Origin of the sequence: Aquirufa echingensis (genome assembly GCF_042714525.1) — a bacterium.
Taxonomy (GTDB): Bacteria; Bacteroidota; Bacteroidia; order Cytophagales; family Spirosomataceae; genus Aquirufa; species Aquirufa echingensis.
On record NZ_JBBKYA010000004.1, the window covers coordinates 318,228 to 340,946 of the forward strand.

General features: G+C 41.9%; 24 protein-coding genes. 10 read left to right on the forward strand and 14 right to left on the reverse strand.

The genetic code is table 11. The annotated features are described in order from the left end of the window. Positions 1 to 2 precede the first annotated feature (2 nt). From SKC38_RS09365 to SKC38_RS09425, 13 genes are all read right to left on the reverse strand, one after another. Positions 3 to 1,172, reverse strand: coding sequence for an FtsW/RodA/SpoVE family cell cycle protein (locus tag SKC38_RS09365; protein WP_377976875.1), 1,170 nt, complete (start codon positions 1,170 to 1,172; stop codon positions 3 to 5). Continuing rightward, on the reverse strand, positions 1,162 to 2,493 hold the full coding sequence (gene murD / locus SKC38_RS09370; RefSeq protein ID WP_377976876.1) for a UDP-N-acetylmuramoyl-L-alanine--D-glutamate ligase: 1,332 nt from the start codon (positions 2,491 to 2,493) through the stop codon (positions 1,162 to 1,164). Before murD ends, SKC38_RS09365 begins: the two co-directional genes overlap by 11 nt. A gap of 156 nt (positions 2,494 to 2,649) precedes the next feature. After that, a complete protein-coding gene (tsf, locus tag SKC38_RS09375) occupies positions 2,650 to 3,483 on the reverse strand; it encodes a translation elongation factor Ts (protein ID WP_377976877.1) in 834 nt (277 codons plus the stop codon). 14 nt (positions 3,484 to 3,497) lie between these two features. Next, a complete protein-coding gene (gene rpsB, locus SKC38_RS09380) occupies positions 3,498 to 4,310 on the reverse strand; it encodes a 30S ribosomal protein S2 (RefSeq protein WP_315577073.1) in 813 nt (270 codons plus the stop codon). A gap of 78 nt (positions 4,311 to 4,388) precedes the next feature. Further along, the gene (rpsI, locus tag SKC38_RS09385) at positions 4,389 to 4,778 is read right to left on the reverse strand and encodes a 30S ribosomal protein S9 (protein ID WP_315577074.1); all 390 of its coding nucleotides are present in this window, start codon (positions 4,776 to 4,778) and stop codon (positions 4,389 to 4,391) included. A gap of 11 nt (positions 4,779 to 4,789) precedes the next feature. After that, entirely contained in the window at positions 4,790 to 5,233 is a 444-nt protein-coding gene (gene rplM / locus SKC38_RS09390; protein WP_315577075.1) for a 50S ribosomal protein L13, read from the reverse strand. A gap of 217 nt (positions 5,234 to 5,450) precedes the next feature. Next, positions 5,451 to 6,794 (reverse strand): acetyl-CoA carboxylase biotin carboxylase subunit, encoded by a 1,344-nt coding sequence (gene accC / locus SKC38_RS09395; RefSeq protein WP_377976878.1) that lies wholly within the window; start codon positions 6,792 to 6,794, stop codon positions 5,451 to 5,453. A gap of 59 nt (positions 6,795 to 6,853) precedes the next feature. Beyond that, positions 6,854 to 7,318 (reverse strand): acetyl-CoA carboxylase biotin carboxyl carrier protein, encoded by a 465-nt coding sequence (gene accB, locus SKC38_RS09400; protein WP_377976879.1) that lies wholly within the window; start codon positions 7,316 to 7,318, stop codon positions 6,854 to 6,856. Between the two features lie 56 nt (positions 7,319 to 7,374). Beyond that, on the reverse strand, positions 7,375 to 7,938 hold the full coding sequence (gene efp, locus SKC38_RS09405) for an elongation factor P (RefSeq protein ID WP_377976880.1): 564 nt from the start codon (positions 7,936 to 7,938) through the stop codon (positions 7,375 to 7,377). Positions 7,939 to 7,951: 13 nt separating this feature from the next. Beyond that, positions 7,952 to 8,953 carry a beta-ketoacyl-ACP synthase III gene (locus tag SKC38_RS09410; protein ID WP_377976881.1) on the reverse strand — a complete coding sequence of 334 codons (1,002 nt, stop codon included), beginning with the start codon at positions 8,951 to 8,953 and terminating at the stop codon, positions 7,952 to 7,954. A 9-nt stretch (positions 8,954 to 8,962) separates the two neighbouring features. After that, entirely contained in the window at positions 8,963 to 9,907 is a 945-nt protein-coding gene (plsX, locus tag SKC38_RS09415) for a phosphate acyltransferase PlsX (protein WP_377976882.1), read from the reverse strand. A 127-nt stretch (positions 9,908 to 10,034) separates the two neighbouring features. Next, positions 10,035 to 10,226, reverse strand: coding sequence for a 50S ribosomal protein L32 (gene rpmF, locus SKC38_RS09420; protein ID WP_377976883.1), 192 nt, complete (start codon positions 10,224 to 10,226; stop codon positions 10,035 to 10,037). An 18-nt stretch (positions 10,227 to 10,244) separates the two neighbouring features. After that, entirely contained in the window at positions 10,245 to 10,865 is a 621-nt protein-coding gene (locus tag SKC38_RS09425; RefSeq protein ID WP_377976884.1) for a YceD family protein, read from the reverse strand. Between the two features lie 23 nt (positions 10,866 to 10,888). On the opposite strand from SKC38_RS09425, the gene SKC38_RS09430 reads away from it, so the two are divergent. Both SKC38_RS09430 and SKC38_RS09435 read left to right on the forward strand, forming a co-directional pair. After that, the gene (locus SKC38_RS09430; protein WP_377976885.1) at positions 10,889 to 11,503 is read left to right on the forward strand and encodes a phosphatase PAP2 family protein; all 615 of its coding nucleotides are present in this window, start codon (positions 10,889 to 10,891) and stop codon (positions 11,501 to 11,503) included. Next, entirely contained in the window at positions 11,484 to 13,127 is a 1,644-nt protein-coding gene (locus tag SKC38_RS09435) for an ArnT family glycosyltransferase (RefSeq protein WP_377976886.1), read from the forward strand. Before SKC38_RS09430 ends, SKC38_RS09435 begins: the two co-directional genes overlap by 20 nt. Here the strand turns inward: SKC38_RS09435 and SKC38_RS09440 are convergent. Then, positions 13,124 to 13,537, reverse strand: a complete 414-nt coding sequence (locus SKC38_RS09440) for a nucleoside-diphosphate kinase (RefSeq protein ID WP_377976887.1) — start codon at positions 13,535 to 13,537, stop codon at positions 13,124 to 13,126. The genes SKC38_RS09435 and SKC38_RS09440 overlap by 4 nt on opposite strands. 68 nt (positions 13,538 to 13,605) lie before the next feature. On the opposite strand from SKC38_RS09440, the gene SKC38_RS09445 reads away from it, so the two are divergent. From SKC38_RS09445 to SKC38_RS09480, 8 genes are all read left to right on the forward strand, one after another. Beyond that, positions 13,606 to 14,634 (forward strand): DHH family phosphoesterase, encoded by a 1,029-nt coding sequence (locus SKC38_RS09445; RefSeq protein ID WP_377976888.1) that lies wholly within the window; start codon positions 13,606 to 13,608, stop codon positions 14,632 to 14,634. A 16-nt stretch (positions 14,635 to 14,650) separates the two neighbouring features. Continuing rightward, positions 14,651 to 15,514, forward strand: a complete 864-nt coding sequence (locus tag SKC38_RS09450) for an FKBP-type peptidyl-prolyl cis-trans isomerase (protein WP_377976889.1) — start codon at positions 14,651 to 14,653, stop codon at positions 15,512 to 15,514. A 75-nt stretch (positions 15,515 to 15,589) separates the two neighbouring features. Continuing rightward, complete coding sequence (locus SKC38_RS09455) at positions 15,590 to 16,447, forward strand: FKBP-type peptidyl-prolyl cis-trans isomerase (protein ID WP_377976890.1); 858 nt, start codon at positions 15,590 to 15,592, stop codon at positions 16,445 to 16,447. Position 16,448: 1 nt separating this feature from the next. Then, positions 16,449 to 17,342, forward strand: a complete 894-nt coding sequence (locus tag SKC38_RS09460) for an FKBP-type peptidyl-prolyl cis-trans isomerase (RefSeq protein WP_377976891.1) — start codon at positions 16,449 to 16,451, stop codon at positions 17,340 to 17,342. After that, positions 17,342 to 17,947 (forward strand): RdgB/HAM1 family non-canonical purine NTP pyrophosphatase, encoded by a 606-nt coding sequence (gene rdgB, locus SKC38_RS09465; RefSeq protein ID WP_377976892.1) that lies wholly within the window; start codon positions 17,342 to 17,344, stop codon positions 17,945 to 17,947. Before SKC38_RS09460 ends, rdgB begins: the two co-directional genes overlap by 1 nt. A 52-nt stretch (positions 17,948 to 17,999) precedes the next feature. Continuing rightward, entirely contained in the window at positions 18,000 to 20,522 is a 2,523-nt protein-coding gene (locus tag SKC38_RS09470; RefSeq protein WP_377976893.1) for a DUF5686 and carboxypeptidase-like regulatory domain-containing protein, read from the forward strand. Between the two features lie 127 nt (positions 20,523 to 20,649). Further along, on the forward strand, positions 20,650 to 21,288 hold the full coding sequence (gene plsY, locus SKC38_RS09475; RefSeq protein WP_377976894.1) for a glycerol-3-phosphate 1-O-acyltransferase PlsY: 639 nt from the start codon (positions 20,650 to 20,652) through the stop codon (positions 21,286 to 21,288). Between the two features lie 60 nt (positions 21,289 to 21,348). Further along, the gene (locus SKC38_RS09480) at positions 21,349 to 22,719 is read left to right on the forward strand and encodes a dipeptidase (protein ID WP_377976895.1); all 1,371 of its coding nucleotides are present in this window, start codon (positions 21,349 to 21,351) and stop codon (positions 22,717 to 22,719) included.

Below are 22,719 nucleotides of genomic sequence, written 5' to 3' on the forward strand. Positions count from 1 at the left end.
AATTAAATTTTAGTTTCCATTTCCTTGTCGCGGCTGATGGATAAAATAAGTCCAATGCTGATCGCTGTAAATACCAATGAAGTTCCACCCGCGGAAATCATGGGCAAAGGTTGGCCCGTTACCGGTCCTGCACCTACGGCAACCAACATATTAATGAAGGCCTGAATAACAATCGAAAAGGTTAATCCTGCTGAAAGCAATCCGCCGAGGGGTTTGCCACTGTATCGAATCACGGATGAACCTCGCCACATAAACCAGAGGAAAAACAGTGGGATGAGGATTCCCATAAAAAGTCCGTATTCTTCCAGGATAATCGCGTAAATGAAATCGGATTCAGCTTGTGATAAAAGATAACGATATTGGCTATTTCCGGGTCCTTTGGGAATTAGAGCACCCGTGGAAATCGCATATTTACTTAAGTTGATTTGGTAGTTTTCATCGCTCTTATTCATCTCCTTCAACTTCGATTTATCGTGTTCGCTGACACGCATGATGAAGGTAGCAATACGAGAACGAACCGTTGCGGCCCGTTGGCCTATTCCCAAGGAAACCACCATGACTGCGACAAAAGCTACAATGCCTACGATGCCGCTGATGTATTTGATGGGTACCCGACCAAAAAACATCAAGACGATACTCGTCATGAAAATCAAGATACTTGTCGAGAAATTTGACAACATGATTAAGAAACAAGTAACTCCAATCAAGATCAGAATCACGATAGCCGTCGCAATGTTGTATTGACTTTGGTCGGCTTGTCGGGTCGAAAAGATCTTCGCCAAACTAGCTGTCAGGCACAATTTCGCCATATCCGAAGGCATAAACGACACAAAACCCAGGTTAATCCACCGACTGGCGCCCCCTTTACTTTCTCCGAAGAAATAGGCAAATAAGATAAGGCCCCAAGAGAGGAAGAGGAAAATATTGCTAAATCGGGTGATTTTGATGTAATTCTGACGCGATATCCATGACATCAGGTAGAACGATGCTATCAGGATTGCAATGGTTTTGATGATGGAAGTTAAGGGCTCAAAGGGTCCACTCATGGTCATCCGACTTTTCGTTGAAAACTGAATCAACAATCCGAAGATGTTCAACAGTAGGACGATGAACCAGATTTGGTAATCGCCCACCAAGTGTTCTTTGAGGTATTTCGTTATTTTAGCTTCCATGGGTCAATTTTTTGACAGTAGCCTTGAATTGGTCACCGCGGTCTTCGTAATTTTTGAATAAGTCGAAACTTGCACAAGCGGGAGAAAGGAGAACAATGTCCCCTTCTTTAGCCCAATCCATGGCTTGTTGAACGGCTGTTTCAAGTTTGTCGGTTTGGGTAAAATGCGCAAGCATTTGCCCAAAATGATTTTCTAATTTGCTATTATCTGTCCCCAGGCAAATCATGCCTTTTACTTTCTCTTTCACGAGCGTATCTAAGACCTTGTATTCATTGCCTTTGTCCACACCTCCAATGATCAAGATGATAGGCTGATTAAAGCTGTTTAAGGCATAGTAAACAGCGTCTACATTCGTTGCCTTCGAATCATTGATGAAACGTACACCTTTCCATTCTCCGCAAGGTTCTAGGCGATGCGGTGCATTCTGGAATGTGGGTAGGTGTTGGATAATGGATTCCCAGCTGACTCCGGCTGCTGTAGCCGCGAGAATAGCCGCCGACATGTTCATGGCATTGTGAGGGCCTTGAATCGGCGCTGATGCGCGTTGGATACGACCTGCTTCGAAAATAATTTCTTGTTCGGTGATGGTCGCGCTTCCTGTAGCTGGTGCAAAATGAATCTCTTGTTTCTGCGTGCTGGCAGGAATTAAGTTCTTGTATTGTTGGATTACTTCATCATCACCCCAATAGATGCAAGTTGTTGCAGCTTTCGCATTTTGGAAAATACGGAACTTGGAGTGGATGTAGTTTTCAAATTTATATTCGTAGCGATCGAGGTGATCGGGGGTAATGTTAACCAATACGGCAATATCGGGCGCAAATTGAAAGCAACGATCAAGTTGGAAGCTGGAAATTTCCAAGACATACCAGTCGAAGGCCTTTTCCAATACTTGTTTGGCAAAACTTTGACCAATGTTCCCAGCCAGACCTACATGGTATCCGGCTTCTTTAAGCAGGTGATAGGTGAGGAGGGTAGTCGTTGTTTTTCCATTACTACCGGTAATGGCTATAATTTTTGCGTCGGTATAACGTGCAGCATATTCGATTTCAGAAACGAGGGATATTCCTTGTTTTTTGATCGCTTGAACGATGTCTGATTTTTCAGGAATACCGGGGCTGATGATAATTTCATCGGCTTGCAAAATACGCTCGAGGGTATGTTGGCCTGACTCGAAGGGTATTTGATGTTGGCTTAATTCCGATTGATAAGCGGCCTTGAGTTCTCCTTGGTCGGAGAGAAAGACTTGATGTCCTTGGGCTTGCGCTAATAAGGCAGCGCCTACACCACTTTCACCTCCACCTAATATCACAATCTGGGCCATTGCAGCTTATTTTGTTCGAAAATGTTAAAACTAAATTTTACCACAATTTAGAAAATTGTCCCGATTAATTCAAGTGGGGAAGGGGCATGTGGGGATAATTTAGCCAACAAAAAAAGGTCAGCTGTTGGGCTGACCTTTTTAAAACTTAATTAGGGATTAGACTAAAGCAATACGCTTGAATGAAGCGATTGTTAATCCTTTTTGAGCCGACTCAACATATTGACGAATCGTGATCGAAGAATCCTTAACGAACTGTTGGTTCAAAAGAGTAGACTCTTTGTAGAACTTCTCTAATTTACCTACAGCGATTTTTTCTAACATAGCTTCTGGCTTGCCTTCTTGACGAGCTTGATCTTTTCCGATCTCGATTTCACGCTCGATCGTTTCAGCATCAACGCCGTCTTTGTCTAAAGCAACTGGTTTCATCGCAGTGATTTGCATCGCGATGTCTTTACCTACTTCAGCTACATCAAATCCTTGAACATTTTCGAATGCGACTAAAACACCGATTTTGTTGTTAGAGTGGATGTATGAAACAACTTTTTCCGCTGAGATATTCTCGTAAGCAGCTAACGTGATTTTCTCACCAATTTTACCTGTAAGCTCGATGATGTGTCCTTCTACAGAACGGCCATCAGCTAGAGGTTCAGCTAATAAATCATGTGCAGATGGAGCGTGAGATTTCACGGCAGCATCTAAGATGTTTTTAGCTAAATCATTGAATGCATCAACTTTAGAAACGGGCTCAGTTTCACAAGCAAGGGCAATTAATTTACCGTTTGAGTGATCTGCGTTCATTGCGATTAACACGACACCTTCGTTGGTTTCGTTGTCAGCGCGTTTTGCTGCTACTTTTTGACCTGCTTTGCGAAGGATATCGACTGCAGCTTCGAAGTCACCATTGGCTTCAGTCAAAGCTTTCTTGCAATCCATCATCCCAGCGCCAGTCATTTGGCGTAATTTATTAACGTCTGCGGCTGTAATTGACATAATATGAATATTGTTTATTCTTGTTCTGCTTCTTTTTCGTACTTAGCGGCTACCTTAGCAGCTTCTTGAGCATCTGTTGCGTCTACCGCACGTTTTGCTTCTTCCTCTTCAGCGATACGCGCATCGTCTTTATCTTGCTTACGCTCAGATAAACCTTCTTCGATTGCTTTGCTGATTGCTTTAACGATAATAGCGATTGATTTGTACGCATCATCATTAGCAGGGATAGGGAAGTCTACTAATTCAGGATTAGAGTTTGTATCACACATAGCGAAAACTGGGATACCCAATTTCTTAGCTTCAGATACAGCGATGTGCTCACGCTTCACGTCAATCACGAACAATGCCGCTGGTAGACGAGTCAAGTCGGTGATACCACCTAACACACGCTTTAATTTCTCTTCCTCACGTGTCATCATTAAACGCTCACGTTTCGCAAGGGTTTTAACGATAACTTCGTCTTTTAACATCTTGTCGATGCTTGACATTTTCTTGATGGACTTACGTACAGTCGCGAAGTTTGTCAACATACCACCTAACCAACGGTCAGTTACGTATGGCATCTTTAATTTATCTGCTTCAGCAGTTACTACTTCTTGCGCTTGTTTTTTAGTCGCAACGAACATGATCTTGCGACCAGAACGAACGATAGCACGCATTGCTTGCGAAGCTTCTTCAAGGCTAGAAATTGTTTTGTTAAGATCAATGATGTGGATACCATTTTTCTCCATAAAGATGTATGGAGCCATTTTTGGATCCCACTTACGTGTCAAGTGACCGAAGTGAACGCCTGCGTCAAGCAAGTCGTTGTAGCTTAATTGTGCCATTTTGGTTGTTTAAGAATGTGAAAAATAAAAAAGTGGAAAAGGCATCGGCAACAGACAAGCCTTTTCCACGGACCCTTTTTAACGCTTAGAGAACTGGAATCTCTTACGAGCTTTCGCACGTCCTGGTTTCTTACGCTCAACCATACGAGGGTCACGCGTTAAGAATCCTTCTTTTTTCAAAGGAGAACGTAATTCTGCATCTTGCGTTTGAAGTGCACGTGAAATTGCTAAACGAAGCGCTTCAGCTTGTCCTTTGATACCACCGCCATCTACGTTAGCTGTTACATCAAATGAACCTACTGTGTTCGTTAAAGCGAATGGCTGATTTACAACAATCTGAAGAATTTCAGATGGGAAGTAATCAGTCAATGTACGGCCATTAATTTTGATTTGGCCTTTACCAGGAGTCATTGAAATACGAGCAATAGCTGTCTTTCTTCTTCCGATTTTACTTGTTATTTCTGCCATTGTAATGTCCGTTAAAACTTGATTTCTTTAGGTTGTTGTGCTGCATGTGGATGCTCAGATCCTGCATATACAAATAAGTTGTTGAATAAAGCACGTCCTAAACGATTTTTAGGCAACATACCTTTTACGGCTGCTTCGACAACACCTCTTGGGTTTTTAGCTAAAACCTCACGTGGCGTAGCAAAACGTTGACCACCTGGATACCCCGTGTGACGGATGTAAACCTTGTCAGTCATTTTCTTACCTGTCAAACGAACTTTGTCCGCATTGATGACGATCACTTGATCTCCACAATCTACGTGCGGTGTGTATGAAGCCTTGTGCTTACCACGAATGATTTTCGCGATTTCAGAGCAAAGACGACCTAAAATTTGGTTTTCTGCGTCTACTACCACCCAGTCCTTTTGAACTGTAGCTTTATTGGCAGAGATCGTTTTGTAACTTAAAGTATCCACTATTAATAATGTTTAACTGTTGAATCATTTCCACCAAGACCACGGAATTTGTCTTAAGGATTTGATTATGACCTATTTTATCTTTCAAACGGGCATTCAATCGAAAAATGGGAGTGCAAATTTAGAAAATCAAGAACTAATATGCAATACCTAATGGAAAATATTTGGCAATAAAAAAGGAGGCCTTGGCCTCCTTCCTTTAAACACACTTTTTATCCTAAATTCCACTCATGTCAAATGTCTCCATGAAGGCCGTTGTGAACTTACCTGATTGAAAACCAGGGTCATCCATCAACTTAATGTGGAAAGGTATAGTCGTTTTTACCCCTTCAATAACGAATTCTTGAAGGGCACGCTTCATACGAAGTAAAACCTCTTCGCGGCTTTGGCCACTCACGATTACCTTCGCAATCATCGAATCGTAATTCGGTGGGATTGTATATCCCGAATATACGTGCGAGTCAATTCTGACACCGTGTCCACCCGGAAGGTGTAAGTTGGTAATTTTACCCGGTGATGGACGGAATCCATGTGCTGGATCTTCCGCGTTAATCCGACACTCTAAGGCATATAATTTCGGGAAGTAGTTTTGACCTGAAATCGCGATTCCAGCTGCTACTTTTATTTGCTCCTTGATCAAATCGAAATCCGTTACTTCTTCGGTAATCGGATGCTCTACTTGAATACGTGTATTCATTTCCATGAAGTAGAAGTCTCCGTTTTTGTCTACCAAAAACTCAATCGTTCCAGCTCCTTCATATCCGATCGCTGTTGCGCCAGCAATTGCTGCTTCGCCCATTTTTCTACGAAGCTCGTCGGTCAATGCCGGTGATGGCGTTTCCTCACACAACTTTTGGTGACGACGTTGGATTGAACAATCACGCTCAGAAAGGTGACATACTTTACCAAACTTATCTCCTACGACTTGAATCTCAATATGACGAGGCTCTTCTACATATTTCTCCATGTACATGCCATCGTTGCCAAATGCCGCTGCTGCTTCCATTTTGGCATCATCCCATAATTTACGGAATTCAGATTCCTCGCGGATGATACGCATACCACGTCCCCCACCGCCGGCAGTTGCCTTGATGATAACAGGATATACAATTGTTTTGGCTAATTCAATGGCTTCTTCAACCGTGTCTAGCAAACCGTCTGAACCCGGGATAACAGGAACGCCTGCTTTCTTCATGGTATCTTTGGCAGTAGCTTTGTCACCCATTTGGTTGATCATTTCAGCCGATGCGCCAATAAACTTGATGCTGTGTTCTGAACAGATGCGTGAAAATTCTGCATTTTCTGAAAGGAAACCGTAACCTGGGTGGATAGCATCCGCGCCAGTTACTTCTGCAGCTGAAATTAATGCTGGAATGCTCAAATAAGAATCACGGCTTGGCGGCGGTCCGATACATACGGCCTCGTCCGCAAAGCGCACGTGTAAACTTTCCCGGTCAGCCGTAGAGTAAACAGCGACGGTTTTTATTCCCATTTCCTTGCAAGTACGGATGATGCGCAAGGCAATTTCTCCACGGTTTGCAATTAGTATTTTTTTAAACATAGTAATTGATTTGTCTAATCGCATACTCAAACCCAAGGTGGTATGCGCTAGGCTCATAATTAAGCTTTTTCTACTAAGAATAATGGTTGGTCAAACTCCACTGGGCTTGCATTATCCACTAAAATTTTAACGATTTTACCCGATACTTCTGAGTCGATTTCATTAAACAATTTCATCGCCTCAATCATGCAAAGTGTTTTGCCTGGTGCGATTTCTGATCCTACTTCTACGTAGTTATCTTTATCTGGACCCGCTGCACGGTAGAATGTTCCGATCATTGGTGACTTCACCGTGTAAAGGTTATCTGCAACCGGTGCTGCTGCTGGTGCCGCCGCTGGAGCTGCTGGTGCTGCTGCAACTGGTGCTGCTGCTACTGGAGCAGGAGCTGCCGCAACCGTAACCGTAGGTGCTGCTGCGCTATTTTTTTTCACGGAAACTTTTAAGCCTTCCGTTTCGATGCTTACTTCTGCAAGAGGTGATTTCGCGATATAATCGAGTAATCGTTGTATTTCTTTCGTATCCATTTCGGTTATATAATAAAGGTTGACCGTTTACTAAGTTTTGACAAATGTAGTAGAAATTACTTAACGCGCTCTGCGTATGAGTAAGTTCTTGTATCTACTTTGATTAATTCATCTTGTTCAATGAAAATAGGTACCGTAATGGTTGCGCCTGTTTCCACTGTTGCTGGTTTTTTAGGGGAGTTGGCCGTATCGCCACGAACGCCTGGTTCTGTGTAAGTTACTTTCAATTCCACAAATGGAGGCAACTCGCATGATAATGCCGAATCATCTTCGGTGTTGATCAAAATCTCTACTTCTTGTCCCTCTTTCATCAAATCTGCCATCACACATAGGTTCTCGCCTAATAGGATTTGCTCAAATGATTCGTTGTCCATGAAGTTGAAGCCAAATTCATCCTTGTAAATGAATTGGAATTTTCTGCGCTCAACACGTACCGGGTAAATCGTCACACCTGAATTGAAGGTATTATCAATTACTTTGCCCGATGTTAATGAACGTAATTTTGTCCGAACAAACGCTGGACCTTTTCCTGGTTTTACGTGAAGGAATTCAATGATCGAATATAAATCGTCATTGTATTTAATCACCATGCCATTTTTAATATCTGCTGTAGTTGCCATTGTGTTTTGTTAATTATTTGGGATCGTACGCCCAAGTTAAATAAGCGGATCCCCAAGTAAAGCCACCCCCGAAGGCAGCTAGTATCAATTTATCTCCTTTTTTCAATTGGTTTTCATAATCCCATAAACATAAAGGAATCGTTGCGGCTGTTGTATTACCATATTTTTGGATGTTCAACATCACCTTATCTTCACTCACACCCATGCGGCTCGCCGTGGCATCAATGATGCGCTTGTTGGCCTGGTGGGGAACTAGGAAACGAATATCATCTCCAACTAAGTGATTACGCTCCATGATTTCTGCCGAAACATTCGCCATGCGCGTTACTGCAAATTTATAAACAGCTTGTCCTTCTTGACGGATGTAATGCAATTTTTGTTCCACGGTTTCATGCGTAGGAGGGTAGGCGCTACCGCCACCTTTTTGCATCAAACTTTCGCAACCTTCGCCGTCCGATTTCAAGATGAAGTCTTGAACGCCTAGGCCTTCAGTATTCGGTTCCAACATCACTGCTGCAGCACCGTCTCCAAAAAGGATGCAAGTTGTGCGGTCTGTATAATCAACGATCGCCGACATTTTATCTGCGCCCACGATGATGACCTTTTTGTAACGACCGGCTTCGATGAAAGCTGAGCCAACTGCCAAGGCATTTAAGAATCCAGAACACGCAGCAGCTAAATCAAAAGATGCCGTTTCGCGAATTCCTACCGCCTTGCAAATCATGTTAGATGCTGAAGGAAATAGATAATCTGGTGTAACCGTTGCACAAATTAATAGGTCAACTTGGTCTGGTGTTGTGTTCGTCTTACGTAATAAATCTTCTACGGCTTTGGCTCCCATCACAGAAGTTCCTTGGCCTTCGCCTTTTAAAATACGACGTTCTTTGATTCCTGTACGGCTGGTAATCCACTCATCGTTTGTATCAACGAGTTTTTCTAACTCTTCATTCGTAAGCACATAATCCGGGACATATCCTGCCACGCCGGTTATGGCTGCGCTTGTTTTATTTGACATGTTGTGTTCTTAGTTGTTTTCAAAGGCAGCCTTAATTTTATTGGCTACTTCTGATTTTACTATGTTTTGGCATAATTTAATCATGTTCATAATGGCAGTTGGGCTTGAAGCGCCGTGTGCAATGATGACATTTCCATTTATACCAATGATTGGGCTTCCGCCGTAATTTTCGTAATTAGTCCGGTCCACAAATTCGTTGACCATTCCTTGCTCCTTCATGATGTTGTAAATGGATTCCCCCATTTTCAAAACGATATTTCCCGTAAAACCATCCGTAACAATCACGTCTGCTTTTCCACGGAAAACATCTTTTCCTTCTAGGTTCCCAACAAAATTCAGTTTATCGTTTGCTTTGAGTAAAGCATAAGTTGCTTGGGTCAAAATAGATCCCTTTTGTTCCTCTTCACCGATGTTCAACAAACCTACACGTGGACGCTCAATGCCACGCGTTGCCGCCGCATAAACTGATCCAAGGACTGCCCATTGCTCAAGCATTTCAGGTTTGCAATCCGCATTCGCACCGATATCCAACATCACCGAATGGGTACCATCCGTTTGTGGAATAAAGCCTGCAATGGCAGGGCGTTGAATGCCTTCGATTGTTTTGACTGAGAATAAAGAGCCGACCATCATGGCGCCTGTATTTCCGGCTGATGCGAAAATGTCGGCTTTGCCTTCTTTTAAAAGCGCAAACCCAACTCCGATGCTGGAATTGGGTTTTTGCGATAATGCTCGGGTGGGATGTTCTCCCATTTCAATTACTTGTTCCGCGTTGATAACACGAATCTGACTGCCCGTGTATCCACGATCAGCTAGTAATGTATTGATTGTATCGGCTGGGCCAACGGCAAGAATAGTTTCTTCCGGTGCTAAGTTTGAAATCGCTAAAAGAATCCCATCAACTACTGCTTCTGGGGCATAATCCCCGCCCATCACGTCGATTGCTATGTTCATTCAATAGGTGTTTAAATACTAAAACTAAGGACAAAAATAGTATTAATTTTAGTCAAAAAATAGTATTTTAACGGGATATTTTCAGCGAAGCTCAAAAAAATCGTAAATATTGGCCTGCCTAGTAAAATTAACGTGTAGAATATCCTTCTACAATCATTTTACCTTTGTAATATAAGTTTCCTTCATGCACGTGAGCACGGTGGAATAAATGCGTTTCGCCTGTTTGACTATCTACTGCCAATTGCTTTGGTGTTCCGAAATCATGTGCTCTACGAGTATCACGACGTGTTGTAGAATGTCTTCGTTTAGGATGTGCCATGGTATTTGTTAATTAATTTTATTTTAAATCTTTTAATTTTTGAAGTGCCGCCCAGCGTGGGTCAATCACCTCATCTTGGGTTGATGCAGGTTTTTCATCGGCTCTTTCTGTCGTATAAATAAATACATCTTCCGATGCTTCATCTTCTTCCGCCAAAAAGCGTGGATGTAACTTTTTCATCGGCACGACTAATGCAATGAAATCGAATATATCCTGCGACAAATCAAGTTTTGGTTCCTTTCTGTCTAATAAAAACAGGTTGTCACCTAAATCCTCTGAATGATCCGAATACTTATAAATAAGTTTCTCATTTACCTCAAATGGGTAATCGAAAACCTCTAAAGAACGATCACAAATCAATTCAATAGAGCCCGAAATCTTCAACTGTACCTGTATCATTAATGCCGACTTCGTTAAGTCAACACTTACTTCAAATCGTCCTTTTTCCACCCAATCCTGCTCAAATGCAGCAAAAAACGCATCGTCACCGCTAAATGTGTAGTGATACGATTTGTCCTCTAAGGCTATAATAGGTATCTGAAATGCTTCTAATACTTTCATGTTGACCTTGCTTGAAAAAAGGAATGCAAAATTAGGTAATTTTTTGGAAACAACAAGTGATGCGTTTACCTTTTTCATAAAATCTTCCGACCTTTGAAATTATGAAACGTTTGAATGGGGCATGGATTGCCTACGGAATTGTATTTATACTATTTGAAATCGTTGTTGGGCGATATATGGCTGTCTTTGATCGCTTTGATCAAATGCGGATTATTAATAATTGGCATGCTTTCAAATTGGATTATTTGTTTCGGGCACTCACGTTTGCTGGGGAATTGCTAATCCCCATCCTTGTATTAATTCTGTTCGTCTATAAAAAACGTGCCTGGGTGAAACCCTTTTTGTTCTCGTATGCTATTTCTACGTTAATCGTTCAAGGCTTGAAACACTTGGTTTTTCCTACTGCCCTGAGGCCATACGCTTATTTTAAAGCGGTTGATATTCCCTGGTATTTGGTTCCGGGGGTAGAAATGAATGAATATAACAGCTTTCCTTCGGGACATACAGCGGCTGCTTGGTTTTGTTTTATGTGGATTGCTTTGTTTATCAATAAACGATGGGCGGGCTTTGCGATGGCTATCTTAGCTTGCGGTGTCGGGATTTCACGCGTCTATTTATTTCAACATTTTCCTGTCGATGTAGCTTTTGGGGCATTCATTGGCATCAGTAGTTCATCGATTTTCTACTATATCTATCATGAAAATATTGCAGCGTAATCCTTATTTGTTCTGGGCGCTAGTAGGTTGTCTGGTCTACATTCCATTTTTAGGATCCTCTCAATTGTTTGATTGGGATGAAATTAATTTCGCAGAATCGGCTCGGGAAATGTTGGTGACCGGCGATTTTTTATCCGTTCAAATCAATTTTCAGCCCTTTTGGGAGAAGCCTCCTATTTTCATGTGGTTGCAGGTATTAAGCTTTCAGCTCTTTGGAACTTTTACGGAAAACGCATGGACATCCATGGAGTTTGCGGCTCGTTTCCCGAACGCCCTTGTAGGAATTGCTACCCTGTTGATTTTGTTCCGAATCGGCAAGAAACATGTTTCAGATAATTTTGGGCATTTATGGGCCTTTTCTTATTTAGCAGCCATAACGCCGCATGTGTATGCAAGTTCAGGGATTATTGATCCGCTGTTCAACTTGTTTATTTTTTTGGGGATTTACGCCTATTCGCAATTTTATGTGCAACACAATTCGCTTCGTTGGGCCCTAGTTGCCGGGATAAGTATTGGTTTGGGTATGTTGACCAAAGGGCCAGTAGCCTTGTTATTATGGGGTGCAACATTATTGGTTTATGGAATCTGGCAACAAGTTTGGAAGTCAAAGCTTGTCGGCCGACTGCTTTTAGGGGCTAGCTTATCGGGAATTATCGCTGTTTTGCTTTTTGCGTCTTGGTATGCCATGATCATCATGAAGTTCGGTTGGGGAATTTGGGATGATTTTGTGGCCTATCAGATTCGCTTGATGACGACGGGGGATGCCGGTCATGGCCAACCCGTTTATTATCATGTATTGGTTTTATTGTTGGGTTGTTTGCCTATTTCGATATGGGCAGGAGCACGCTTGCTACGAAGAAAATCAACGGATGAGTCGATCGATTTGACACGCTGGATGCAAGTATTGTTTTGGGTGGTCTTGGTGATTTTTAGTTTGGTAAAGACCAAAATCATTCATTATTCCTCGATGTGTTGGTTGCCTTTGACCTATTTTTCAGCGCAAGTGTTGACGGAATTTCAATCGGGCAAATGGAGTTGGAAACGTTCTTATTCGATCGCATTAGGAGTGGTTGGTGTCCTTTTTGGAATTGTTTTAAGTTTGGTCCCGCTGATCGGGATGTATGCCGCAGAGGCATCTATTTATATTCAAGATACTTTTGTTAGAGAAAATTTACAGGCACCCGTTTATTGGTCAGGTTGGGAATGGATGATTGGTTTAGCATTCATCGTGCTAGTGTTATGGACTATACTAGGGAGCAGTTTAGGTTTCCAACGCATCATTCGATTGATGCTTGGAAGTGTCATGGTGATGATGTGTTTTATGGCGGTAGTTTTGCCTAAAATTGCCGGCTATACACAGGCAACGCCCATTGATTTTTATGTGTCGCATGTGGGCCAAAAGGTTTACATTGAAACGGTCGGCTTTAAATCCTTTGCCCACTTATTGTACTTTCAAAAGCAGGGGCCTAGTCCGGATGGAGAGGCATTAATGAAACAATCCTCGACAGACCGCCCCACCTATTTTGTGATGAAGTCGGATGCCGAGGATCGATTTAAGTACCATCCTCATTTGAGATTAATCAAAGAGGAGAATGGTTTTCTATTTTACAAGCACGTGAATTAGTTTCCGTTCGGGAAGAAGAATGCGCCTTCGATGGCAGCGTTTTCATCGGAATCAGAACCGTGGATAGCGTTTGAACTTAATGAGCGCGCGAAACGCTTACGAATAGTTCCCTCTGCCGCTTTCGCTGGGTCAGTTGCCCCGATTAATTCTCGGAAATCTGAAACCGCATTTTCTTTTTCCAAAATCATCGGAATGATGGGATTAGAAGACATGTATTCGCACAATTCGCCATAAAATGGACGATCCTTGTGGACTTCGTAGAATTTACCAGCCTCTTCAGGTGTTAGGTGTACTTTTTTAATTGCGACAATGCGGAAACCCGCTTCTTCAATTTGTTGGATGATAGGCCCTGTAAACCCGTCTAAGACTGCGTCGGGCTTAATCATGGTAAATGTTCTATTTGTTGGCATTACGTTTTTTTTACAAATTTATCTCTAACTTTGCGAACGCCCAAATTTGTCGGGTGATACGATTTTTTATGTCTTCTATTTCCGCGCTACGCGCCCTTTTAATTCCTGGTCAATCCGTTGTCATAACGACGCACTTCAATCCTGATTCTGATGCGATAGGTTCAAGTTTAGCTTGGCAGAAGTATCTGATTAAGAAGGGTTTGCATGTGGATGTGGTTATTCCTTCTGCCTTATCTCGTAATCTAACATGGATGCCGGGTGCTGATGCGGTGCTCGACTTTGAAAATATCTTGCATAAGTCTACGATTGAAGCTAAAATTCATGTGGCGGATTGGATTTTTTGTTTGGATTTTTCGGGTATGCAGCGTTTGCATGGCTTGGCCAATTGGGTGAAGTCGGCGCGTTGTAAGAAGGTAGTTATTGATCATCATTTGGATCCGGAGGATTTTGCGGATTATTATTACCACCGGACAATTGCAGCATCTACTTGTGAGTTGATTTTTGATTTAATCAGCGAATGGGGCGATGAGGCTTTGATTGACGAGGAAATGGGTGAATGCATGTACTCGGGAATCATGACGGATACAGGTTCGTTTCGTCATCCAAACACGACGGCGCATGTGCATGAGGTCGTAGCGGAATTGATCAAAAAAGGAGTCAATACGAATGCGGTACATCGCAAGGTATTTGATTCGGCGAGTTTACATCGTTTACGTTTTTTAGGTCATGTGTTGGCAAACCGTTTGGAATATTTGCCCGATTACCATTTGGCCTTGATGTGGATTACGGAAGAAGATCAAAAGCAATTTAATTCACAGGCTGGAGATACGGAGGGGATGGTGAATTATGGATTGCAGTTAGAGGGTGCAGTTTGGTCGATTTGTATGATACAGCGACCGGATGGCGTGAAATTGTCTTTCCGTTCGATTGAGCCTTTTGCGGTGAATACGTTTGCGTCCACTTATTTTGAGGGTGGAGGGCATAAAAATGCGTCGGGAGGAAGATTTTCTGCGGGAGGAATTGAACAAGCGAAGGAAAAATTAAAGGAAGTGTTACCTTTGTATCTTTCTGAAATTAAACGAGTTAAAAATTTATAAAAATAAACAAATAATCATGCGTAAATCGATTGGATTACTAGCTGTAGCTGCTGCGATGGTAGTGGGATGTGGCAAAGACAAAGTAGAAGTCATTGAAGGAGTTAAAATTCAAATTCACGAACACGATGACAAGGCACAAAAATTGAAGGATGGTGATATCATTACGTTTGATTTGGTGATTCGTAACGGAGCTGATTCTGTTTTGCAGGATACGCACAAAGAAGGCCAACCAGGTAAAGGGATGGTTCAGGCGCCACAAGCCGCTCCAGGAGCATTCAAAGGAACATTTGAAAATGGTCTTCGTTTATTGTCGGTGGGTGACTCTGCAACAATTTTGGTGCCTATTGATAGTTTAATCAAGACGGTTCAAGCGCCATTGCCTCCATTCTTGAAGCCAGGAACGGATTTGAAATATTCAGTACGTATTTTGAAAGTTCAATCGAAAGGTGAATTTGAGAAAGAAATGGAAGCGCAAGCAGCGGTAGCGAAGAAAAATGCGGCGAAGCAAATCGCTCAAGAGCCTGCATTAATCGCGGCTTACATTGCTAAGACGGGTAAAAATTTCCAAAAAACGGCTTCAGGCTTGAATTATTCAATTGAAAAGCCAGGTTCAGGTCCTTCACCTAAAATGGGGGAGACTTGGGTTGTGAACTACAAAGGTACGTTCATGAATGGAAAAGAATTTGATAAAGGAAGTGCTGCAGAGATGCCATTGGGACAAATGATTCCTGGTTTTAATGAGGCATTAATGTTGATGAAAGCGGGTGGTAAAGCCACTTTTGTGATTCCATCGCCGATCGCTTATGGTGATCAAGCGCGTGGACCGATTCCAGCGAATTCAGTTTTAGTATTTGAATTGGAAGTTCTTTCGAAGAAATAATTTCCTGAAGTTTTATGATCATTGATACGAAATGCTAACCTTAATCGTTAGCATTTCGTTGGTTAATTGGGATACATGTTAAATCAAAGTAGTTTGAAAAAAGTAGTATTTGCATTCGGAATAATGCTAGGCATGACATCTTGTTTGTCGAATGTTGAGTTAGCGGATGAAGCCAAAGCGAAGGAGAGTCAGGCTCAAATTTTGTCTTACTTTTCGAAGTTAGGTCAGAATCCCATTGCCATGGAAGATGGGGCATATTATTATGTGACTAAGCCCAATGTTTCGGGAGAAACAGCTGCCAAAGGAGATACGCTTAAAGTACATTATGTTTTGTCAAACCTATTGACAGGAGAGGTGTTGGATAGTTCGAAGACGCCTTTGGTATATCAATACGGCTATTTGAACCCGGTTTATGCTAAGTTGATGGCACACATCAAAGACGGCGAACAAGCTGTGATGGCTATTCCGGGTACTTCTCAGAGTTTTGTAGGTCTTCCGGCATATACTCCCTTGAAAGTTCAAGTGAAAAATTATATTGTTCGTAGTCAAAACGATCAAATTGAAGATTTTATAGCGAAGAAAAAACTAGCCGTAACGGAGCAATTAGCAAATGGATTGCGCTACATCCGTGTGAGCCCAGGAACGGGGGATATTCCTGCCGCAGGAAAAGTTGTTAAGTTGAAATACACAGGTCGCTTCTTGAATGGTTTCGCTTTTGATGGAAATATGGCGCGTACTGATAGTTTTTCTGTGACAATCGGTGGAACATCTACTGTCGTTGGGTTTCAAACGGGTATTGAAAAAATGCGTCTAGGTGAGCGTGCTATTTTGGTTTTCCCTTCGCCAATCGGTTACGGAGAAAAAGGTTCGGGTTCTACGATTCCAGGTTTTACGCCATTAGCTTTTGAAATTTATGTTGCCAAAATTCAATAAAATGAAATCCATTTATTTGTTTTTATTCATCAGTTTGGGCTTGTTGTCCGGCTGCGCTTTTAATGAGATTAATCAGCAAACGGAACAGGCTGATGCTGAAATTCAGAAATACATTAAGGTTCGTAATTTGACGATGCAAAAGACTGCGGATGGGATGTATTTTTTGAAGGATACAAAAGGGTCAACAGGTAAAACGGCATCTACGTCGGATTTAATCAAGTTTCATTATAAAATGACTTTGTTGGACGGTTCGCTCATTGATTCGACAAATCGTGTTTTAAATCAATTTAAAGCTGAGGTTTGGGGGACGAAAGCGACGATTTTCACATTGCCGTTGAGTAATTTGAAAGAGGGGGAATCCGGGGTGTTTATCCTGCCTGCTTCCTTGGCTTTTGGAGGTAGTTCGTTTGGAAATGTTCCTTCTTATTCCACGATTCGTGTAGACATTACAGTTATTGCGATACGCACGGAAGCGGAGCAAATAGCCGACATGAAAGTTACTTATGGCATGGAAAATGCCGAATTGACTACATCGGGAATGTTTTTCAAAAAATTGGTTGAAAAGCCAAGTGCCGCACAGGTTTTGGTTGGCCAAAATGTTGTCGTGAGCTATGTTGGGAAATTCGGTTACGGCGTTTTGCAACAGGATTCAGCTGGTAAATGGTTTTACAGTCCTACCTTTGGGTCGGGAACGATTGGGTCGGCTTCAAGTGCTTATTATGCTGGTTCAGGAAATTTGATTGCAGGTTTTGAGGAAGCGGTGATGAAATTACGCATTGGCGAAAAGGCATCGATCATTTTGCCATATAAATTAGCCTATGGAACTGCTGGTAATACAGCCATTCCAGGTTATTCTCCTTTGTATTTTGAGATTGAAATTATATCGGCACAATAATGATTGAAAAGCAGCGCTTGTATTTAGCGACTCAAAATCAGCACAAAATTGAAGAAATAAAAGATCTCCTCGGGGATCTTTTTGCCATTCATACGGTGTTTGAATTGGGTTTATCGGTTGAAATTCCTGAAACGGGAAATACGCTTCAAGCAAATTCCATGCAAAAGGCCGCTTACATCGCGGAGCATTTTCAAGTGACATGTTTATCGGATGATTCAGGGCTTGAAGTGAAAGCGTTAGATGGAAGGCCCGGCGTATATTCAGCGCGTTATGCGGGTGAACCGAAAGACGATGCCGCGAATGTTCAGAAATTATTGTCGGAGTTGGAAGGAGTTTCGGATCGCTCAGCACGTTTTGTGACAGTCTTAACTTTCCATCATCAAGGGCAATATTTTAGTTTTGAGGGGGAAATTCAAGGTCAAATTGCATCGAGCCCACGAGGGGAGCATGGCTTTGGTTATGATCCCGTTTTTGTGCCTGCGGGATTCGATCGGACCTTTGCAGAAATGACAATGGAGGAGAAAAATCAAATGGCTCATCGGGCTCGTGCGATGCAGAAATTTAAAAGCTTCATCGACGAAACAGGATTTTTTAGCGACAACTAGGGAATATATCCACGCATTTTGTATTTTTGGTTGATTTAATACCCTTGAGTTCATGTTCAAACGATGTGGCCGAGTTAGGCTTCTCTTTTTCTTTTTATTCATTGCTCAGGCGGCTTTTTCACAAGTGCTTATCAAAGGCCGCGTGACAGATGCTGCCAACGGTGATCCTATTCCCTTTGCTTCTGTAGGGGTTTTGGGATTGAATTATGGGGCCACGACGAATTTTCAAGGGGAATTTACTTTGCATGCGAAGTCCATCACTGATTCACTTTTTGCTTCCGTTGTTGGGTATAAAAAACGTCTTAAATGGGTTGATAAGAAATTAAAGACCATTGAAATCGATTTTCAGTTGGAATCCGCAACCAAGGAGATGGCTGAGGTGATTGTCTATTCAGGTGAAAACCCAGCTTTTAAGATCCTGCGCAATGTGTTGAAGAATCGGGAGAAGAACGATCGAAGCAAACTCGAATCTTACGAATACTCATCTTACTCGAAGATGGAACTGGATGTCGATAATATCTCGGATAAATTTAAGGATCGCAAGATCATGAAGGACATTTCAGAGGCGGTTAAGAAATTTGAGAAGTTGGCCGGCGACGATGGGAAATTAGTCATCCCAACTTACATCTCGGAATCTATCAGTAAGTTTTATTACCGCGAATCACCCCAACGGAAGCGCGAACACATTTTAAAGACCAATATCAAAGGGGTAGGGGTTAAAGATGGTAGTGTGATTTCGCAGTTGGTGGGGGGTAATTTAGTGGCGAATTACAATTTTTATCAATCCTATGTATCCTTCTTCGGTAAGGATTTTGCTAGTCCGATCGGGGATAATTGGAAGGGGAATTATAAATATTACTTGGGTGACACGGTGAACGTGGATGGTCATGTTTGTTATCAATTGGATTTTGATCCTAAGAATCCAATGGACCTTGTTTTTACGGGCCAAATGTGGGTTGATACTACCTCATTTGCCTTGGTGCAAATTGAAGCAACTGTAGATAAAGCGGCCAACCTGAATTTTATTGACAAGATTAAGATTTCGCAGGAATTGGAGCAAACGGAAACGGGTGCTTGGTTGCCTGCAAAGACACGTTTTTTGATTGATATAGAGGAGATTACCAAGAATTCAGCGGGGATGTTGCTGAAGATGTATATTTCAAATAAAGATTTTGTGGTGAACAAGCCACATCCACTTGCTTTCTATGACATGGCCTCTGAGGTGGCGGAAGACGCTAAAGAGCCTGACCCTAATTATTGGAAGTTTGCTCGGCATGAGCCATTGAGCAGGCAGGATTTGATTGCCTCGTCATTGATTGATTCGGTAAAGAATTTGCCAGTTGTAAGAACCTATGTGGAGGTGGCCGAAATTGTCGTGAGTGGTTTCAAAAAATTCAATGACATAGAAGTTGGGCCCTACATTTCGAGTTTTGCAATCAACAAGATTGAGGGAGCACGTTTCCGTTTGGGTTTTCGAACGAATGCTAATTTCGACAAGAATTGGATCTTGCGCGGCAATGTTGGATTTGGTACGAAAGATTTAGTGCCTAAATATTCTGCTGAGATTGATTATTTATTTTCTAAGAAGAAATGGACAATGGCGGGTATCCGACATAGCTATGACATTGAGCGGGTAGGTTTGACACCCGAATTGATTGGGGATAATAAATTATTTTATGCTTTTACCCGTTGGGGAGCGTTTTCAGGCGCATTTTTCCGTAGGGAAAGTGAGGCTTTTTTTACCACCGAATTGATCAAAGGATTAAGCATTACAAGTTCGGTAAATACACGTTCCTTTGATCCTTTGTTCCGCTTTCAGTTCCGCTTGAAGCCTGAGATGGGAATAGCCTCTCCGGTTCAGGATTATTACCAGGAGTCGTCGGTAACACTAGAGGCTCGATTTGCCCGCAATGAAACGTATATCATGAATGGTAATGAGCGAATTACATTAGCAACCAAACGGATTCCGGTTATTACGTTTAAATACCAGCGTGGGATCAAAGGCTTTTTAGGAGGCGATTTTGATTATGAGCGATTTACCTTGAAAGCGTATCAAACATTCCGCTTGGGCCAATTGGGTCGTTCGGATTATACTTTGACTGCAGGTTATACGCCATCGAATTTACCAGCACCTTTGTTGTTTCCACATTTGGGAAATGAGACATTTTTCTTCGTGCGCAGTGCCTATTCCACGATGAATTATTTTGAATTTGTAAGTGATCAATATGCATCACTACAGTTTAATCATAATTTTGAAGGTTTATTGTTTAATCGAATTCCATTGATAAAGAAATTAAAATGGCGTTTCATTGCGAGTTCTAATGTCTTGATGGGAAGCCAGCGTAATTCGAATCGTGAGATAATGAAGGATGTGAATAATCCGTTGAAATCTAAATTTTTAGATCAATATGCATTTGATTCCTTAGATCCCAACAAGCCTTTTGTTGAGGTAGGCTACGGCATTGATAATATTTTCAAATTGTTTCGAATTCAGGCATTTCATCGCTTGACTTATTTGGATCATGGAAATCCCCAACGATTCCGCTTGATGGCATCCATCAACTTCTCTTTCTAATCTATGTTTTTGGTATATTATTAAGACGAAAATTTAAACATTTCAAGAACTTTTTTAATCTTCTTGATTTTAGGTGGGAACGGGCCTATATTTGAAAACTGGCAACAAAAATGCCTTATAACGAATTATGATTTTTATTATTGCAGGCCTTTCTATTTTAAGTTATTTACTGGGTTCAATCCCAACTGCACTTTGGTATGGTACACATTATCATGGGATTGATATTCGTACGATGGGCAGTGGTAATGCGGGGGCAACGAATACGTTTCGCGTGTTGGGGAAAAAGGCAGGCAGTATCGTATTATTTGTGGATGCCTTGAAAGGATTTTTGGCAACGGGTTTGGCTGCAGTCCTGTTTTACTTACATTTGATTGATTGGCAAACATGTGTTACGCTTAAGATTTTCTTTGGTTTTTTAGCGATTATTGGTCATTTGCTTCCTGTGTTTTGTGATTTTAAAGGAGGGAAAGGCGTTGCTACAACTTTGGGCATGGTATTAGCTTTGCATCCCATGGCAGCACTTGTGAGTATTGTTGTTTTCTTAATTGTATTTGGCATATCGCATTATGTTTCCTTGGGTTCTATGGTTGCATCGATTGTGTTTCCGTTATTATTGACTTTTGGTGTATTTGGTGAAGAAATTCCAACCCTCATCTATTTTGGTTATTTCATAGCCTTTCTTGTTGTATTTACGCATCGCATGAATATTGTTCGGATCTTTAAAGGAACTGAAAATCGCATGTATCTCATTCCGTCAAAGAAGTAAAGCCTCGGTTTATTTTTTTATATTTGTTCGTGGAATTCTAAACCATTCCGCCTACATGATATGACACAGACGCAACAATATATCGACGCAAATCGCGATCGTTTTTTAGCTGAACTCCTTGATTTTTTACGTATCCCTTCTATCTCTGCGGATCCTGCCTATGCAGGTTCTGTTCGCCAAACAGCTGAATGGGTGGCTGATAATCTCCGCAAAGCAGGTGCTGACCATGTGCGCCTAGAAGAAACAGCCGGTTTCCCGATTGTTTATGGGGAAAAAATGGTGGACCCTTCTGCGCCGACGGTTTTAGTCTACGGGCATTATGATGTGCAGCCAGCTGATCCCTTAGAATTATGGGATAATCCGCCGTTTGAACCTGTAATTAAAGATGGCTTGATTTTTGCCCGTGGCGCTTGCGACGATAAGGGACAAGTTTTCATGCATGTCAAAGCATTTGAGGCGATGTTGGCCTCTGGCGAATTGGCCTGCAATTTGAAGTTTATGATCGAGGGAGAAGAAGAAGTAGGTTCTGATAATTTGGGTCTATTCGTCGCTTCTAACAAGGACTTGTTGAAGGCAGATGTTATTTTGATTTCTGATACGGCGATTATTGCGAATGATATTCCATCGATTGATGTGGGATTACGCGGCTTAAGTTACTTGGAAGTGGCTGTTCAAGGCCCTAATCGGGATTTGCATTCAGGTGTTTATGGAGGATCAGTAGCAAATCCGATCAATATTTTATGCCAAATGATAGCTTCCATGCATGATGAATATAATCACATTACGATACCCGGATTTTATGATGGCGTGTTAGAGTTAAGTGCGTCAGATCGTGCTGCGATGGCTCAAACGCCCTTTGATTTAGATGCATACCAAAAGGATTTAGGGATCCAGTCGGTGCATGGAGAAAAAGGTTATTCGACAATTGAGCGGGCATCTATTCGCCCAACCTTGGATGTGAATGGTATTTGGGGTGGCTATACTGGGGAAGGTGCGAAAACCGTTTTACCATCGATGGCTTATGCGAAAATATCGATGCGTTTGGTTCCTAACCAACGCTCTGAAGAAATCACGCGATTATTTACGGAACACTTTTTATCCATTGCGCCCAAAGGCGTGAAGGTGACGGTTAAGGCACATCATGGTGGAGAAGCATATTTAATGCCAACGGATAGTATTGCTTATCAGGCGGCTTCGGATGCTTTGGCAAAAACGTTTGGAAAAGAACCCGTTCCTACACGTGGTGGTGGTAGTATTCCCATTGTCGCTTTGTTTGAAAAAGAATTAGGTGTGAAGTCTATTTTGATGGGCTTTGGTTTAGATTCGGATGCGATTCACTCACCTAACGAGCATTATGGCTTGTTTAACTTTTATAAGGGGATAGAGACGATCCCACATTTTTTCGCGAATTACAAGAAATTATCCCAATAA